Genomic DNA, 15,662 nt, shown 5'->3' with positions numbered 1-15,662 from the left:
CGCGTGATGGGCACACACTTCCGCATTTCAGCTATGGCGTCCACCCCGGATGACCTTTATACCCGTCCACACGACCTGACGGATACCGGGAGAGGTGAACCGGCCACACGAACGGTGGAGGTCAGTTCACCGGGCCCCCCGGCGTGGCCGTCGGCGCGGGCGCCGAGAAGTACGGGTCCCCGGCCAACTCGCGGTACGCGGCCAGACCCTCCGGGTCGTCGTCGAAGGTGCTGTCGTACGTGGTGCCCTTGGTCTGCTTGGCCGAGAAGTAGACCACCGCCTTGATCTGCGGGTGCTGCTTGATGTAGGTGCGCGCCTCCCGCAGCCACGCCGCCCGCTGGCCCGGCCCGCCGTCGTGGGTGACGCCGAACTCGCCGATCAGCACCGGTCGCGGCCGCTGTCGGGCGAAGGCCATGAAGGTGTCCATCTGCTCGGCGAAGCCGTCGTAGTTCTTGCCCGGGTAGACGTCCGTGCACAGCCAGTCGACCTGGTCGTCACCCGGGTAGTAGGCGGCGGCGTTACGGCTGGAGTCCACGAAGCCGAGCACGTGCGGGCACCACACCCAGCCGGCGTTCGTGGCTCCCACCTCGGTGAAGATGGCCCGGATGTGCTTCCACGCGGCCACGTAGTCCTCCGGCGACCGGACGCTCTGGCGCAGGTTGGGCCGGTCCATCTCCCACCGCCACCGCAGCAGTACCGGCACCCCGAAGTCCTTGATCTTCTTGGCCCGCTGCCGGATCAGCTGGTCGTACACGCCGTCGGTGATCGACCGGGTGTCCGCGCCGGACCAGGAGATCATCTGCAGCATCTGGGCGGCCTGGAACGCGTTCTCGGTCGGGCCGGGGAAGTCGTCCTCCCACTCGTGGAACATGTGCGCCAGCGTCACCTTGCCGCCGGTCTGCTCGCCGAAGGCGGTGAGGGCGCCGACCCGACCGTCGGGCGTCTGCCAGGTCGGTTTCACCCACGCGCCGAGCCAGGCGCCCTGCGCCGGCATCTCCGGGCCCCGCCCGGTGGTCTCCAGGCCGCCCACCGGTCGGGGCTTCACCGGCGCGGTCTGGCTGCCGGTCGACGGGGCCGGGGTGAGTGGTGCGGGTGTCTCACCCTGGCAGGCCGTCAGGGCGAGTGTCGCGCCCATCAGGAGTGCCGTCGAGCTTCGGACCCACTTCATGGTTGCCGTGCCTCCCCGTTTCGGTGCCACCGGCCGAGCCGGTGATCGATGTCGTGTGCGGTCGCCGGTCATCGCCCCCGGTTGCGCCGCAGTGCCCGGAGGGCGTCGAGTCGGAGCACGCCCCGGAGCCGCCAGACCGCCACGGCGTAGCCGGCGCCGCCCAGTGCGGCGACCACCAGCAGGGACGCCATACCCGGATCGGTGACCGCGTGCAGCGCCAACGACGGCACACCGAAGCAGGCCAGCGCCAGCCCGGCGGCGGTGAGCGTGCCCCGACCGAACGGATGCAGCCGGAACGCGCGGTGCAGCTGGACCAGCGGCACCAGATTGGTGATCAGGATGGACGCGGACCAGGCGATCGCCGCACCCATCACGCCGTAGCGCGGGATGAGCAGCACGTTGGCGACCACGTTGACCAGCGTGCCGGAGAGCGCGTTGTAGAACGTCCAGGCCGTCTTCCCGGCCATGTTCAGCACGGTGTCGACCATGCCGCAGCCGGTGGCGACCAGCATCGTCAGGGCCAGGTAGACGGTGACTGTCCGCCCGGCGTCGTAGCCGGAGCCGAACAGGGACAGCATGGGCTCGGCGAACGACGCGAACAGCAGGTAGGCGGGCCAGGCCAGCAGCACCAGCCACGCGGTCGCGGCCTGGTACAGCCGGCCGGCCGCGGCCCGGTCGTCGCGGGCGAGATGCTCCGCCAGCCGGTGCTGGACGGCGGTCGACAGGGCCTGACCGGAGAGCTGACCGAGGGTCAGGAACCGGGTGGCCGCCGTGTAGAGCGCCGCCTCGGACAGCCCGCGCAGCGCGCCCAGCAGGACGATGTCGAGCCGTTGCACCACCATCTGGGCGAGCCCGCTCAACGCGCGCGGCCCGCTGTACCGCCAGTACGGGACGAACACCTCCCGCCAACTCACCGGCCGCGGCGAGCCCGGTCCGGCCGCGCGTTCCGCCCGCCGGACCAGGCGGGTCAGCCAGAACAGGGCGGCGAGCGCGGCCGGCACGTACGGCAGCGCCCACGCCAGCGGCAGCGCCGTGGTGGCGGAGAGGCCGAGCACGGCGACCACCAGCACGGCGAGGAACTGGAGCAGGGTGCGTCCGAGCCGCTCGATGAGCAGCAGCGGACGCATCTTGCCGAAGCCCCGGCAGGCGGACAGCGTGAAGTCGCAGAGCGCGGCCACCGGCACGAAGAGCAGCAGCGCACGCAGCGCGGGCACCGCGCCCGGGACCGGTTCGGCGAAGGTCAGCTCGACGATCCGCGGGGTGAACAGCCAGCCGACCGTCGTGAGCAGAACGCCCATGACCAGCAGCGGAAGCAGCCCGGCCAGCACCGAGGCCCGGATCCGCTCCGGTTGCCCCAGCGTCCGGTAGCGGCTGATGAAGTAGACGGAGCCGATGCCGGTGCCGAGGCGGGCGGCCGCGTACGCGATCATGAAGGCGCTGGTGGCGGCGAAGAACAGACCCGCGTCCGCCATCGACCAGCCACGGGTGACCACGATGTTCAGCCCGAAGCCGGCGACCGCCGCCACCGCCACGCCGAGCAGGTTCAGCACCCCGTGCCGGGCGGCCCCGCCCAGCTCGGCGCCCGCCGCCGGTCGGGTGGGGGTTACCGTCGCCACGACGGTACGCGTCCCCACCAGGCGGCGAGCCGTTCGTCGTACGGCGTGAAGTGCGCCTCCAACCGGGCGCGCAGCTCCGGGTCCATCGCCGAGCGGGACCGCGCGTTGTGCTTGCCGAACGAGATGTCCGCCCAGTGCGGCAGGCCGAGGAAGTCGCAGACCCCGTCGAAGGCCGGTCGGGGGTCGGCGAAGAAGTCGTCGGCGTCGATCACGTGCAGCCGGTCCCGCCCGAAGATCGACTCGAGTCGCTCCAGCTGCTCGACGTACTGCCCCCGGGTCAGGTAGGCGTTGTGCTGGTAGTGGTGGCTGTGCGCGGTCGGGTCGGCGAGCAGGCGCTCCCGCTCACCGGCGATGCGGCTCTGCTCCAGTTCGAGCGCCCGCTCGAACGTCTCCGACTCGAAGCCCCGGGCCGACTCGTGCGCGTGCGCCGAGTACGCCCGCTCCACCGGGTCGCGCAGCAGCACCAGCAGCCGGACCTCGGGCAGGTCGGCGGCGATCCGCTCGCCGGCCAGCGGGTGGAACATGTAGTACGGGCTCGACTCGCCGGTCACCCCGCGCACGCCGAGCTGCGCGCGCACCGCCTCGGCCCGGCGGTTCGTCGGGAAGTGCCCGAGATACCAGTCCATGCCCCGGTCGTAGCCGGTGTCGAAGTAGTGGACGCCCTTGTGGTAGACCGCCGGGAGCACGCCCGGGTGCTGGGAGAGCGTCTTGAACAGCGACGTCGTGCCGCACCGCTGGGCGCCCACGATCAGGAAGTCGGGGGTCATCCGCGAGTTCGCCGTCCACCGACCGACCGTCCGCGTCACCGACCGCACGGCCCGTCGGGCCTTGGCCTTGGCCAGCGTCATCTCAGCACTCCTCCCGCACCCGGCCGGGTCGCCAGGTGATCCTCCACCGCCGGCAACAGCCAGGCGGCCACGTGTCCCAGCCGGGCGCCGGCCTCGGCCTGCCGGTCGCGCAGGTAGCGCGCGGCCAGCTCGACCAGATAGAGCACCGCCACCAGGTCCTCGGTGCCGGCCGGCGGCGCGAACGGCGCGAGCGTGTCCGCCGCCCCGCCCAGCAGCTCGCGGGCCGCCGTCGTCGGCTCCACCCCGGCCTTGGTGATCGCCGTCTGGAGCCGTCGGTGCAGCGCGTCGTAGCCGACCGGCACGTCCGCCGCGAACCGCTCCCAGTCCCAGATGAGCATCCGCCCGTCGGCCAGTGCCGCGCTGTTGCCGCCGTTCCAGTCGCCGTGCCAGGCGCCGAGATCGAGCGTCGGATCGAGGCCGACGACGGTGGCCAGGACCGCGCGCAGCCGCGCGGTCTCCGGCCGGTCATCCAGCGCCTCGACGTCGGCGGCGAGGCGCTCGGCGTAGCCGCTGCCGCCGAAGGGCCGGCGGTCGACGCCCAGGCAGCGGCTGACCGCCACCATCGCCTCGCGTTCCCGGCCGGCGGCCGCCGGCGGCGTCGCCCGGGGCAGCCCCACGGGAAGCGCGCTCTGCACGAGCAGGGCGTGCGGGCCCCAGACGCCGTGGTGCAACACGTCGGCCACCACGATCCCGGGCAGGTCGACGGTGGCCAGCCGGCGCAGCACCTCGGCCTCCGCGTCGACCAGGCCGCGGGTGAGCCGGTCCACGCCCAGCTTGGCGTAGCCCAGCGGCCGGCCGTGGTCGTCGAGCAGCTGGATCACCGGCTTGCGGTTGGCGCGGGCCGGACCGATGTGCACGCTCAGCAACGCCGGCCGACCGAGCACCTCGGTCAGGTGCTCCTCCAGCGTCCCGGTGGTCGCCCCGACCTGGAGACGGTCCCGGAAGGCGAGCCGGCCGAGACCGGTGCGGAAGGCGGTGGCCAGCAGCGACCGGCGCAGCCGGGCCTTCGTACCCACCGCCTCCGTCGAGTGCCGCACCGCGCTGGCCGCGGCCCGCCGCGAGCCGGCGGGCACCAGCAGCCGGGGTCGCGCGGCCGACGGCACCACGGCGTAGCCGGCGCCGCCGCGGCGCAGCGTCGGGCCGGCCGGTTCCGGCCAGACCACGGCCGCCAGCTCGGGCAGGTACGCCGCGCGCGCGTCATCGACTCGTGGGGTTGCGGTCATCAGCGGGTCCGTTCCCGTCGGTTGGTCGGCACGGCGGACGCCGCCGCGGCCAGCGCCTCCCGGCGCAGCGTCCGGAGGTGCCAGTCGTTGCGGGCCAGCACCGCCACGCTGATCAGGCCGTACGCCAGCGTGGTGTTCAGGGCGCCGTAGAGGAACTGGAAGAACAGCATCAGGATCAGCACCGCGCTGCCGGCGATGCCGATGGGCGTATGGTCGCGCCGGAACCGCCACAGGCACCAGAGGAAGAACGCGCTGTAGCAGAAGGCGCCGACCCAGCCCTGGCCCACGAGCAGGTTCCAGACCTGCCCGTTGCTGCCCAGCTCCCGGTTGCCGCACTGCTGGCAGTCGGCCGACTTGCCGATCGCGATCGACCGGTTGCTGCCGATCAGCGCCCGGTTGGCGCCGTAGCCCAGCACCGGCGAGTGGTTGGCCGCTTCGACGGCCCCGTTGGACAGGGTGGCCCGGATCTCGTCACTGTGCCCGTTCTGCATCCGCTCGTCGAGCAGTCCGCCCAGCGGCGAGGCCAGCACCAGCACCCCGGCCAGCGCGGTGGCCAGCGCCATGCCGGCGAGGACGGCGATCCGGCCGCGCAGCGCCAGCCGCAGGGCGACGTAGACGGCGGCGATCACCAGCCCGATCCAGAGGCCGCGGTTGAGTGAGAACACGATCGGGAAGATCGCGGCGGCCACCAGGAGGTATCCGCCGAGCCGGCGCAGCCCGCGGCCGTACACCACCCAGCCGACCAGGAACCAGATGAGCAGGATGCCCATGTTCTCGCCCCAGGTGTTCGTGTACTCGAAGGGGGCGGCCGGGCGCGGGGAACTGGCCTCGCCCTCCAACACCTCCTGCACCTGGGCCACCTCGACGTGCATCAGCCGGTTGACGAACGGCTCCTTGGCGATGACGTCGGGCAGGATGTAGTTGAGCGGGGCGGTGAACTTCAGGTCGGGCAGCAGCGCGCCGACGTAGCCGCCGATCACGGTGACCACGGCCAGGAACCCGAAGAGCCGCAGCATTCGGATCCGCGGCAGTTCCTTCTCGCTCAGGTTGAGCACGTAGAGCATCGTGATGGTCAGCGCCGTGTAGTTCATCACCCGGATGCCCCAGCCGATGTACCGGCCGAAACCGTCCGGGGTCAGCGTGTTCGGCGCGGTGACGTCCAGCATCAGCCCGGAGAGCACCACCCAGCCGAGCAGGATCAGCCAGAACCCGAAGCCGGGGGGCACCCGGATGCGGTCGCGCCGGCGCAGTTGGAATGCCATCGGCACGGCGAGGATGGCGAAGATGAACGACGGCAGGCCGAGCGCCCACCACACCGGGTAGAGCACGAACAGCGCGATCAGCGGCCACGCGGTGGGCAGACCTCGGCGTCCGGCGGCGCGTACGCCGGCCGGCGCCCCCGTCGGCACCGGATCACTCGGCACCGGCTCCGGCCGCGAGGGCTGGAGCGGGACGAGCGTCTTCATGTGACCGCTACCCGGGCCGTCGTCGGGGCGTAGACGATCCAGGTGGTGCCCGGCTGCGGGCGGACCTGGTAACCGGCCAGGTCGGTGACGTTGCAGACGAGCTTCTGCCCGGGCTTGCTCCACTGCGCCTTGGCGCTCGACGGCCCGGACACGACCAGAGCCGCGCCCTTGCCGTAGACGTTGGCGCTCGGCAGGGAGCGAGGGCTCGGCTTGCGGACGGTGAGCGTCCGGTATTCCATCGTGAGCACGACCACCGAGGCGGCGGTCACGGTGGTCTTGCCGACCCGCCCCGACCACTGCTGCTTCGCCTGGTCGTAGGTCCAGGTCTGGGTGCGGTGACCGGACACCGAGACGGTGAGCTTCCCGGCGGGCGTCACGTCCCGGGTGGCCAGCGGCGTGCCCGTGGTCGCGTAGTCGAACAGCGGCGCCGGTGCGGCGCCGCCCTTCGGCGCGGTGGCCCGCAGTGCCGTCGTGGAGGTGTTTCCGCCCGGGAACGCGGAGCTGCGCTGCGCCGGCGTCACGCCGCTGAGGTCGGCGGCCGTGAGCTGGCTGACGAAACCGGTAGGACCACCGTCGTAGCCGAGCCAGGGACGGAGCACGCCGACGCTGCGGACGTCGACCGGACGGATCTCGGCGACCGGGCCGATCTTCGCGGCGTCGCGGGACTGGTAGACCGCGCTCAGGTGCAGGCTGCCCGACTCGGCGAACTCCTGGTAGACCAGGTCCGCCGCGTCGAGGCCGGTCGCGGTGCCGGACTCGCTCACCCGGATCGGCACCGCCAGCGCCTGCCGCGCCTCCACGCCCGGCTGGGTCAGCGGCTGCCCGGAGAGCGGCCCCGCCGGCAGGCTGGGCGTCGGGCTGGGCTTCGGCGCCGGGGTGCCGGGGTCGACCAGGTCGGTCGCACCCGGGGGCGGCGGGTCGCTGCACGCGGCGCCCAGCGCGACGATCAGCACCCCGACGGCCGACGCCACGACAGACCGTCGGAGCCTCACTCCTGGTCCTCCACCGGGTCGAAGGCCATCGAGAGCCGGCCCTGGCCGTCGACGCCGTCGATGTCACGCTTCGACCGGTAGACGGTGGACGGCGGCTGCCGGACCGCGCCGCCGGCCTGGACCGGCGCGGGCGAGCCGGGCTTGGCGGCGGGCACGGCGCTCGGGGCCGGGTTCGGGGTCGGGGTCGGGGTCGGTTTGCGGGGGCCCGGGGCCGGCTTGCGCGGGGCGGAACCGCCCGACGACGAGCTGACCGGCCGGGGCAGGATCATGGTGCTGTCGCTGGTCGGCTGGCCGCCACCCGGGCGGAAGACGGGCTCGGGGCGCGGTCGGGGCGACGGCCGCCGCTCGTCCCGCTGGTTGTCACCGGCGGGGGCACCGCCGGCGGCCGGACCGCCGGCCTGCTCCGGCAGGCGGGGCGCCATCACGCTGCCCAGCACCGGCGCGTCCACCTGCTCGAACTGCTGGAGGGCGGCGGTGATCTCGCTGGTCCGGGTCCGTCCGCTCTCGATCACGAGGATCACGCCGTCGACGTGCCGGGCCAGGGCCTGCGCCTCGACGGCCTGGGTGGGCCGGGCGGTCTCGATCAGCACGTGGTCGAAGCGGTCGGCGAGCTCGTCGAGGATCCCCAGCATGGTGGCGACCGGCAGCTCCACGTCGGTGTCCAGCTCGCCGGGCAGCAGGGCGCGCAGCGTGTTGAGCCCGGGGGCGGGGGTGAGCGCGGCGAGCCCGCCGACGTCGTGCCGCAGCACGTCGGCGAGGGTGTGCCGGGGCTTCGCCCCGCCGAACATGGCGGTCAGCGGCGAGTCGGGCCGGGTGGTGACGATCGCGACCTGGGCGCCGGTGCGGGCGTAGGCGGCGGCCAGGTTGCCGGCGACGAAACCGGCCACCGGACCGGGCGAGGTGTCGGTGAGCAGCAGCTGGCGGCCGCGCCCCGGCCGGGGCTCCGACATGATCGAGAGCAGCACGTTGCGCAGCCGGCCCAACTCACGCGAGACCCGGTGGGTGGGCGGCAGGATGCTCAGCGACGGCGCGCGCAGCGGCAGCTCCAGCAGCGTCGACAGGCCGGTGCGGGCGGTCACGTCGCGGCCGCGCCGGACCCGGGTGTCGAGCCGGTCCAGGACCAGGGCGAGCACGATGCCGAAGAGCAGCCCGGCGCCCATCCCGCTGGCCAGGTTCAGCGTGCGGTTCGGCGAACTGGGCTTCCGGGGCAGGGCCGCGTCGGAGATGATCTGGCCGGCGTCGGGCGCGTTGTCCTGCAGGGGGCTGAGCCGCTCGTTGAGTCGGGTCAGCTGGTTGGTGAGGACCTGCTTGCTCGCCTCGGCCTGGGCCCGGGCGGCGGAGTTGGCCGGCGCCGCGGCGATCTTGCCGACAGCCGCGCTCAGCTGCTTGTTGACCTCGGCGATCTGCTGGTTGATCGAGGTGATCTCGTTCTCCACCGCCTTGGCCGCCGTGGCGAGCCGCAGGTCGAGGTACGCCTGCGCGAACGAGTGCGAGCCGTTCTGCGCCGCCTGCGGCGTGGTGCCCTCGTACGCGATCTGGAGCACCTGGCTGTTCGGCGGCACGGTGACCGACAGCGACCGCACCAGGTCCTCGTTGCTGGTGCTGGTCTTCAGCAGGGCGCGAGCCCGTTCGGCCACCACCAGGGAACGGACCACCTGCGCCTCGGTGTCGAGGTTGACCTTGGTGCCCGGCGCCGCGTCGGGGCCGACCTGGCGCACCAGCACCGACGTGGTGGAGGTGTAGGTGGGCGTCTGCAGCTTGGTGACGAGCAGACCCGATCCGATGCCGAGCACGGCCGCGAGCGCGAGGATCCACCATCGGCGGCGGAGCCACTCGAGGTAGGACATCAGCGTGGGCCCGTCCGCGTCGTGCTGCACATCGGGGCGGTGAGGTGAGGGCATCGGAGTGTGTCGCTCCCTTTCGACCGGACCGGCCAGTCAGCCGTGGGACGTCCGCGCCACGGTGAATTCTGAGTCTCCCTGATCGGAGCGGAGAGTGGAAGTCGCCGAGGGTCCGCCACTTCTGCCCGGAGGGTGCCGGGACGATAATGCACTGGTGCGCTTCTGCTATCACATCCAGAGTCACCGTTCGCCCGACCAGCTGACCAGGCTGGTCCACGCGGTGAAGCGGTACAGTCCGGACAGTATCGTGCACATCAGCCACGACGTGAACGGGGCTCCGCTCGACCTCTCCGAGCTGCGCACACTACGCGACGTGACGGTCCAGTACCACGAGGGTGGTTACGGCGACTTCAGTCACGTCGATCGCTACATGGCGGCCGTGGATTGGCTGAACGGTGAGGGTGTGCAGGTCGACTGGTTGGTGAACATCACCGGTCAGGACTACCCGATCCGTCCGCTCGACCAGGCGGAGGCCGAGCTGATCGGCTCCGGCGCCGACGGGTTCATGGAGTACTGGGACGCGTTCGGTCCGGAGAGCCACTGGCCGCAACGTCGGGTCCGCTCCCGCTACCACTTCCAGCACCGTCGGCTGCGCGGGCTCAGCCCGCGGGCCAAGAAGCTGCTCCGGCCGGTGCAGGCGGTCAACCGGATCCAGCCGCTGATGCGGGTGCACGTGTCGTACGGGCTGGTGGTGGGTCGGCGGGCCCGCACCCCGTTCGGGCCCGACCTGCGGCTGCACGGCGGGTCGGCGTTCTCGTCGTTGACCTGGCCGGTGGTGGCGTACCTGCGGGACTACTTCGACCGGCGGCCGGATGTGGTGGACTACTTCCGGCACTGCCTCTCGCCGGTGGAGGCGGTCTTCCAGACCATCGTGTGCAGCGCGGACCGGTTCAACCTGGTGCCCGACTGCAAGCGCTACTTCGACTTCCGCAACAGCACGTTCAACCACCCGAAGTCGCTGACCGCCGACGACCTCCCCCGGGCGTTGGCCAGCGGCGCCCACTTCGCCCGCAAGTTCGACTACGAGCGCAACCCGGAGCTGCTCGACGTCCTCGACGCCCACCTGGCCGCGGCGGCGACCCCGAGGGCCTGACCGGTTCCGGCGGGCCGGTGACCGGCCCGCCGGACCTCGGCGGCTCAGCGGTAGTCGTACCGCCGACGCAGCGGCCAGGTCATCGCACCGACCATCCGGCGGCGGCCGGGCGCGTACTCCCGACGCCACTTCTCGTCGAGGCTGAGCGCGATCGGCCCGGTACGCATCCGGATCCGTCCGCCGGCCACCGCGTGCGACCCGGCCTGCTCGAACTCGGTGCCGTGCAGGAACGACAGCGGGTCGACCTGGCCGGTCACGTCGGCCGTCAGGGCGGCGATCCGGCCCAGCTCCGTCCGTGGGTCGCGGACCAGGTCCTCGTACCGGACGACCGCCCGCGGGACGCCGGACCGGGCGAGCGACGAGATCATCGCGTTGACGGTGACCCAGCGCCGCGCGGTCAGCCGGGCCGAGCGCTGGTTCATCCGGCCCTTGGTGGAGGTGCCCTCGGGCAGCTCGACGAGCTGGCTCCAGGAGTAGGCCACCCCGCGCGGGTCGCGGAGGATGTGCACCAGCCGCAGGTCGATCTCCGGCGCGCGGGCCAGGATGTACGCCAGCGAGGGTCGCTTGGTCGAGTCGACCACCACCTTGGCGCCGGACACCTCGGCGATCGCCCGGTAGAGCTTGGTGATCAGGGTCGTGTAGCGCTCCAGGTCCTGCCGGAAGCCCGGCACGACCCGGGCGCCCTTGATCATCGGCACCTTGCCGGTGGCGTCGACCCGGCGTTGCAGGGCGCGGACCTCCTGCACGTCGATGTTCGCCCAGCCGCCGTACGCGCGCCGGCCGACCTCACCCCAGAACGGGCACTCGTCGAAGTGCTCCCCGCAGGCGCAGCGGAAGTTCCGTTCCACCCCGGACTGCCACAGGTAGAACAGCTCACCGACGTCGCAGTGGTCGACGAACTGGCCGAGCATCAGGTCGAGCAGGGTGGAACCGCTGCGCGGCATCCCGCAGACGTAGAGCACCGTCACCCGGTCGGTGCCGGACGGAGCGCCCGCCCCGGATCCGTCCGCTGCCGCAGGCTGCTGGGCCGTCATCGATCGCTTCTCCTCGTCCCCGGTGGATGTCAAGCGGCAGTGTAGGCGCGATCGGAGGAGCCGGGGATTGGCGGAATGCGTGAAGGAATCCGGCCGGCAGGACGTGAATCGTGACTCCCACTTCTGTTCCGCGTGCGGTGCCGTTAGATTGTTCCGGCGCTCAGCTGACCGTCCCACGGAAGTGGCACGGGTGTGCGGTGGGGGAGGCGGTTGGAGACGTGGAGCCCGGTGAAGTCATGCTCGTGGGTTCCAGTGGCGGGCACCTTGCCCAGCTGCTGGCGCTCGCACCCTGGTATCGCGACCGCGCTCGTTCCTGGGTGACCTTCGACACCCCGGACGCGCGCTCGCTGCTCGACGGGGAGCAGGTCGTGTGGGCACACCACCCCACCACCCGCAACGTGAAGAACCTGGCCCGGAACATGCTGCTCGCGGTCCGGACGCTCAAGCGCCGCAACGTCGACGCGGTGGTCACCACCGGCGCCGGTGTCGCGCTGCCGTTCGTCGTGGTGGCGCGGCTGCGCGGGATCCCCACCGTCTACATCGAGGTGTACGACCGGATCGACAGCCCCACGCTCACCGCCCGGCTCTGCCGTCCGTTCCTCTCGGCGATGCTGGTGCAGTGGGAGGAGCAGCGCCGCTTCTATCCCGACGGCACCGTGGTGGGGAATCTGCTGTGACCTCGTTCATCCCCCGGCAGCGGCAGACCGACCCGGAGCCGGACACCGTGCTGGCCATGGTCGGCACCGACGTGCACAGGTTCGACCGGCTGGTCGGCTGGCTGGAACGCTGGTGGACCGCGCGCGCCGACGGTCCGCGGCAGGTCCGGCTCGTCCTCCAGTACGGCAGCAGCACCCCTCCGAACCTGCCGGACGCGGTGCCGTTCCTGGCCCACGACGAGTTGCAGCGGGCGATCGCCGAGGCGAACGTCGTGGTCTGCCACGGCGGGCCGGCCACCATCACCGAGGCCCGACGCAACGGCCACCTGCCGATCGTGGTCCCGCGCGACCCCGCCCACCACGAGCACGTCGACAACCACCAGCAGCTCTTCTCCCGCCGGCTCGGCTCCGCCGGCATGGTGCGGCTGGTCGAGACCGAGGCCGACCTGGTCGAGGCGCTCGACAAGGCGCTCGTCGACCCGGCGACCTTCCGGCTGGACGCCGACCCGGACCGCCCCGACCCCCGCGCCGCCGCGGCGGCGCGCGTCGGCCAGATCGTCGAGGACCTGGTACGCCAGCGTGCGTCGGGACGACGCCGGTGGTGGCGGTGACCGCGCCGGTCCGCGTGCTCTTCGTCGGCGGCCTCGGACGCAGCGGCTCCACCCTGCTGGAGCTGATCCTCGCCCAGCACCCCGACGTCTGTGCCGTCGGTGAGGTGGTGCACCTCTGGGAGCGGGCCCTCGGTGGCGACGAACGCTGCGGCTGCGGCGAGCGCTTCACGGTCTGCGGCTTCTGGCAGCAGGTCGGCGACCACGCGTTCGGCGGTTGGGACGCGGTCGACCGGGACGAGGTGCTGGCGCTCAAGGCCGAGGTCGACCGGACCCGGCACATCCCGCAGCTGGCCCGGGGCGACCTGCCGGCCGAGCAGTTGGCCGCCGTGCGCCGCTACGCCGACCTCTACACCCGCATCTACCGGGCGGCGACCGAGGTCACCGGCGCCGAGGTGGTGGTGGACTCCAGCAAGCACGCCTCGACGGCGTTCGCCCTGCGCTGGGCGCCCGATCTCGACCTGCGGGTCGTCCACCTGGTCCGGGACAGCCGGGCGGTCGCCTACTCCTGGGCCAAGCAGGTCCGCCGCCCCGAGGTGGTGGACGGCGAGGCCTACATGCCGACCTTCTCCCCGTTCACGGTGAGCAGCCTGTGGACCGCGCAGAACGCGGCGTTCCACCTGCTCGCCCAGCGGGCGCCGGTGGTCCGGCTGCGCTACGAGGACTTCACCGCCGACCCGCGCGGCACCGTGACCCGGGTGCGCCGGTTCGCCGGCCTCACCGACACCCCGGACGCGCTGCGGGTGCTCGACGAGCCGCCGGTGCCGCTGGTCCGGGCGCACAGCATCGCCGGCAACCCGCTGCGGTTCAGCGCGGGTCCGCTGAAGGTGCGCCAGGACAACGCCTGGCGGGAGAACCTGCCGACGCGCAGCCGGGCCGTGGTCAGCGCCGCGACGCTGCCGCTGCGCCTGCGTTACGGATATCTCGGCGGCGGCCGAACCAACAGCACGGAGGCGTCGTGACCGGGAGCAACCCACCGCAGGTGACCGCCGTGGTCCCCACCCGGGACCGGCCGGTGCTGCTGCGCGCCGCCCTCGACGCGATCCTGGGCCAGGACTACCCGGGCGGGATCGACGTGGTGGTCGTCTACGACCAGTCCGAGCCCGACCACACCCTCGCCGAGGACCCGCGGATCCGGGTGATCACCAACAGCCGTACCCCCGGCCTCGCGGGTGCCCGCAACACCGGCATCCTCGCCGCGCAGGGCGAGCTGGTGGCGTTCTGCGACGACGACGACGAGTGGCTGCCCGGCAAGCTGGCCGCCCAGGTCGCCGCGCTGGAGGCGACGACGGATGGCGCGTTCGTCAGCTGCGGCATCCGGGTCGACTACGACGGCCGCCAGGTCGACCGCTCGTTGTCGATGGAGCGGGTGCCGCTGGCGTCGCTGCTGCGCGACCGGCACACCGAACTGCACCCGTCCACGTTCCTGATCCGGCGGGACGCGCTGGTCGACGCGATCGGGCTGGTCGACGAGGAGATCCCGGGCAGCTACGCGGAGGACTACGAGTTCCTGCTCCGGGCCGCCCGGCACGCGCCGCTGGTCAACCTGACCGAGCCGTACGTGACGGTGCGCTGGCACAAGCGGTCATACTTCGCCCAGCGCTGGGAGACCATCTCGACCGCGTTGCAGTGGTTGCTGGAGCGCTACCCCGAGTTCGCGACGGTGCCGGCGGGGGAGGCCCGGGTCGCCGGGCAGATCGCCTTCGCGCAGGCCGCGATGGGCAACCGTCGGGAGGCCGTCCGCTGGGCCCGCCGCACGCTGGCCGGCAACCCGAAGGAGGCCCGCGCCTACCTGGCGCTCGCCGTGGCCAGCAAGGCCGTGGACCCCGACCGCGTCCTGCGTACGCTGCACAAGCGCGGTCGGGGCATCTGACCGGGACTGCTCAGGCGGCCGCCGAGCACCAGGCGCGCCAGGCGTCCTTGCTGGGTTGGTCGGTGAGCCGGAAGTCTCCGCCGGACACCTGGTAGTCGTAGTACGCCACCCAGAGCGGGCGCTGCCCGTTCAGGTAGCTGCTCATCGAGCGGATCCAGGCGGCGCGGCCGGTGCCGCTGTCCCCGGCGATCCGCACGCTGCCGGTCTCGGCGAGGCCCCAGGGCTTGCCGAGCTCCTTCGACTTGCTGATCATCGGCCCGAAGACCTTGGCCGGCTCGGTGTAGCGGTTGTACTTGCCGCCGCTGTTGTAGCAGTCCCAACCGAGCACGTCGACGACGTCGCCACCGGGGTAGTAGTCGGTGAAGCTGCGCCGGGAGTTCGGGTTCAGCGTCCAGCACATGAGGATCAGGGTCGCCCGCAGCCGCGGGTTCTGGGCCCGGTCGGCGAGGCCGGCGACCCGGCGCCAGGCGGCCCGGAACTGGGCGGTGGTGTAGTTGCCGCTCTCCACGTCGTTCTCCGGCTCGTGGAAGTACGACCAGTAGACGTCGTGGTCGCGCGGGATCGAGGCGAACCACTGCGTCAGCCGGGCGTCGTGCTTGCCGGCGGCGACCTCCGCCGGCGGCGCCTTGAAGGACACCACCACGGTCCGGTTGACCACGTCGGCGCGGCTGCCCGACCAGGCGGGCGGCAGGCCCGGGTAGAACACCCGGACCATCCGCAACGGGCCGTAGGTGCGGTCGGATCGGGCCACGCCGGCGCTGAAACTCTCGCCGCCGACCAGGTGGATGCTCGCCCCGGGCAGGGTGGCCCGCGGCGCCGGGAACGGCTGGAATCCGGGCTTGGCCGACGGGGACCGGCCGGGCGAGAGGCTCGGGTTGGCGCCGAGCCCGGCGACCCCACCGGTCGGACGGGCGGACAGGGACGCGGCCCCGCCGGGCGTGGCCGCGACGCTTCCCGGCCCGTTCGCCTCCGGGGCCGGCTGCCGTGCGGGCTCCCGCTCCTGCGTGACCGCGACGGCGACCGTCGTGCTGAGCAGGACGACGGTCGCGGTGACGGCGACCAGCCAACCGCGCCGGTAGAGGCGGCGTGGCCGCCGGCCCGGGGGTGGGGTCGGGGCCGGGTGGGCATCGCGAACGGGGGCGATTGACGGGCCGGGTCCCATGATCCTCCTCCGGATCGGCGTG

General features: G+C 72.7%; 14 protein-coding genes. 5 read left to right on the top strand and 9 right to left on the bottom strand.

Annotated features, from left to right (window positions below):
• Positions 1-121: 121 nt before the first annotated feature.
• The 7 genes from O7600_RS17955 to O7600_RS17925 all read right to left on the bottom strand — a co-directional run bounded on the left by O7600_RS17955 (position 122) and on the right by O7600_RS17925 (position 9,190).
• Positions 122-1,168: a glycosyl hydrolase gene (locus O7600_RS17955; RefSeq protein WP_281588853.1), complete on the bottom strand. Its 1,047-nt coding sequence runs from the start codon at positions 1,166-1,168 to the stop codon at positions 122-124.
• Positions 1,169-1,236: 68 nt separating this feature from the next.
• Positions 1,237-2,784 carry a polysaccharide biosynthesis C-terminal domain-containing protein gene (locus O7600_RS17950; protein WP_281588851.1) on the bottom strand — a complete coding sequence of 516 codons (1,548 nt, stop codon included), beginning with the start codon at positions 2,782-2,784 and terminating at the stop codon, positions 1,237-1,239.
• Complete coding sequence (locus O7600_RS17945; RefSeq protein WP_174527584.1) at positions 2,772-3,632, bottom strand: sulfotransferase domain-containing protein; 861 nt, start codon at positions 3,630-3,632, stop codon at positions 2,772-2,774. Before O7600_RS17945 ends, O7600_RS17950 begins: the two co-directional genes overlap by 13 nt.
• Positions 3,629-4,855 (bottom strand): hypothetical protein, encoded by a 1,227-nt coding sequence (locus tag O7600_RS17940; protein ID WP_281588848.1) that lies wholly within the window; start codon positions 4,853-4,855, stop codon positions 3,629-3,631. The genes O7600_RS17945 and O7600_RS17940 overlap by 4 nt, the downstream gene beginning before the upstream one ends.
• Positions 4,855-6,321: an O-antigen ligase family protein gene (locus tag O7600_RS17935; RefSeq protein ID WP_281588846.1), complete on the bottom strand. Its 1,467-nt coding sequence runs from the start codon at positions 6,319-6,321 to the stop codon at positions 4,855-4,857. Before O7600_RS17935 ends, O7600_RS17940 begins: the two co-directional genes overlap by 1 nt.
• Entirely contained in the window at positions 6,318-7,292 is a 975-nt protein-coding gene (locus O7600_RS17930; RefSeq protein WP_281588844.1) for a DUF3048 domain-containing protein, read from the bottom strand. The genes O7600_RS17935 and O7600_RS17930 overlap by 4 nt, the downstream gene beginning before the upstream one ends.
• Positions 7,293-7,309: 17 nt before the next feature.
• Positions 7,310-9,190 carry a Wzz/FepE/Etk N-terminal domain-containing protein gene (locus O7600_RS17925; protein WP_281588842.1) on the bottom strand — a complete coding sequence of 627 codons (1,881 nt, stop codon included), beginning with the start codon at positions 9,188-9,190 and terminating at the stop codon, positions 7,310-7,312.
• A 289-nt stretch (positions 9,191-9,479) separates the two neighbouring features.
• On the opposite strand from O7600_RS17925, the gene O7600_RS17920 reads away from it, so the two are divergent.
• Positions 9,480-10,307: a hypothetical protein gene (locus O7600_RS17920; RefSeq protein WP_281588840.1), complete on the top strand. Its 828-nt coding sequence runs from the start codon at positions 9,480-9,482 to the stop codon at positions 10,305-10,307.
• A gap of 44 nt (positions 10,308-10,351) precedes the next feature.
• Here O7600_RS17920 and O7600_RS17915 read toward each other — a convergent pair whose 3' ends face one another.
• Entirely contained in the window at positions 10,352-11,341 is a 990-nt protein-coding gene (locus O7600_RS17915) for a sulfotransferase (RefSeq protein WP_281588838.1), read from the bottom strand.
• Positions 11,342-11,577: 236 nt separating this feature from the next.
• Here O7600_RS17915 and O7600_RS17910 point away from each other — a divergent pair, with 236 nt between their 5' ends.
• From O7600_RS17910 to O7600_RS17895, 4 genes are read left to right on the top strand one after another with little or no spacing between them, the layout of a single operon-like run.
• Positions 11,578-12,018 (top strand): UDP-N-acetylglucosamine--LPS N-acetylglucosamine transferase, encoded by a 441-nt coding sequence (locus tag O7600_RS17910; RefSeq protein WP_099163277.1) that lies wholly within the window; start codon positions 11,578-11,580, stop codon positions 12,016-12,018.
• Positions 12,019-12,074: 56 nt separating this feature from the next.
• Positions 12,075-12,608, top strand: coding sequence for a glycosyltransferase (locus tag O7600_RS17905; protein ID WP_098747576.1), 534 nt, complete (start codon positions 12,075-12,077; stop codon positions 12,606-12,608).
• Positions 12,596-13,567, top strand: a complete 972-nt coding sequence (locus O7600_RS17900; RefSeq protein ID WP_348651345.1) for a sulfotransferase — start codon at positions 12,596-12,598, stop codon at positions 13,565-13,567. The genes O7600_RS17905 and O7600_RS17900 overlap by 13 nt, the downstream gene beginning before the upstream one ends.
• Positions 13,564-14,478, top strand: coding sequence for a glycosyltransferase family 2 protein (locus O7600_RS17895; RefSeq protein WP_281588833.1), 915 nt, complete (start codon positions 13,564-13,566; stop codon positions 14,476-14,478). Before O7600_RS17900 ends, O7600_RS17895 begins: the two co-directional genes overlap by 4 nt.
• A gap of 10 nt (positions 14,479-14,488) precedes the next feature.
• On the opposite strand, the gene O7600_RS17890 is transcribed toward O7600_RS17895, so the two are convergent.
• Entirely contained in the window at positions 14,489-15,640 is a 1,152-nt protein-coding gene (locus tag O7600_RS17890) for a hypothetical protein (protein WP_281588831.1), read from the bottom strand.
• Positions 15,641-15,662: the final 22 nt, after the last annotated feature.

This window comes from Micromonospora sp. WMMA1998 (genome assembly GCF_027497375.1).
Lineage (GTDB): Bacteria > Actinomycetota > Actinomycetes > Mycobacteriales > Micromonosporaceae > Micromonospora > Micromonospora sediminicola.
The sequence above is the reverse complement of the archived record's forward strand: the minus strand, read 5'-3'. Positions and strand labels throughout refer to the sequence as shown.

Bases quoted from the DNA above. Each gene is read 5' to 3' on its own strand.
- O7600_RS17955 (WP_281588853.1), bottom strand. From the start codon at position 1,168: ATGAAGTGGGTCCGAAGCTCGACGGCACTCCTGATGGGCGCGACACTC.
- O7600_RS17945 (WP_174527584.1), bottom strand. From the start codon at position 3,632: ATGACGCTGGCCAAGGCCAAGGCCCGACGGGCCGTGCGGTCGGTGACG.
- O7600_RS17940 (WP_281588848.1), bottom strand. From the start codon at position 4,855: ATGACCGCAACCCCACGAGTCGATGACGCGCGCGCGGCGTACCTGCCC.
- O7600_RS17935 (WP_281588846.1), bottom strand. From the start codon at position 6,321: ATGAAGACGCTCGTCCCGCTCCAGCCCTCGCGGCCGGAGCCGGTGCCG.
- O7600_RS17915 (WP_281588838.1), bottom strand. From the start codon at position 11,341: ATGACGGCCCAGCAGCCTGCGGCAGCGGACGGATCCGGGGCGGGCGCT.
- O7600_RS17910 (WP_099163277.1), top strand. From the start codon at position 11,578: ATGCTCGTGGGTTCCAGTGGCGGGCACCTTGCCCAGCTGCTGGCGCTC.
- O7600_RS17905 (WP_098747576.1), top strand. From the start codon at position 12,075: ATGGTCGGCACCGACGTGCACAGGTTCGACCGGCTGGTCGGCTGGCTG.
- O7600_RS17890 (WP_281588831.1), bottom strand. From the start codon at position 15,640: ATGGGACCCGGCCCGTCAATCGCCCCCGTTCGCGATGCCCACCCGGCC.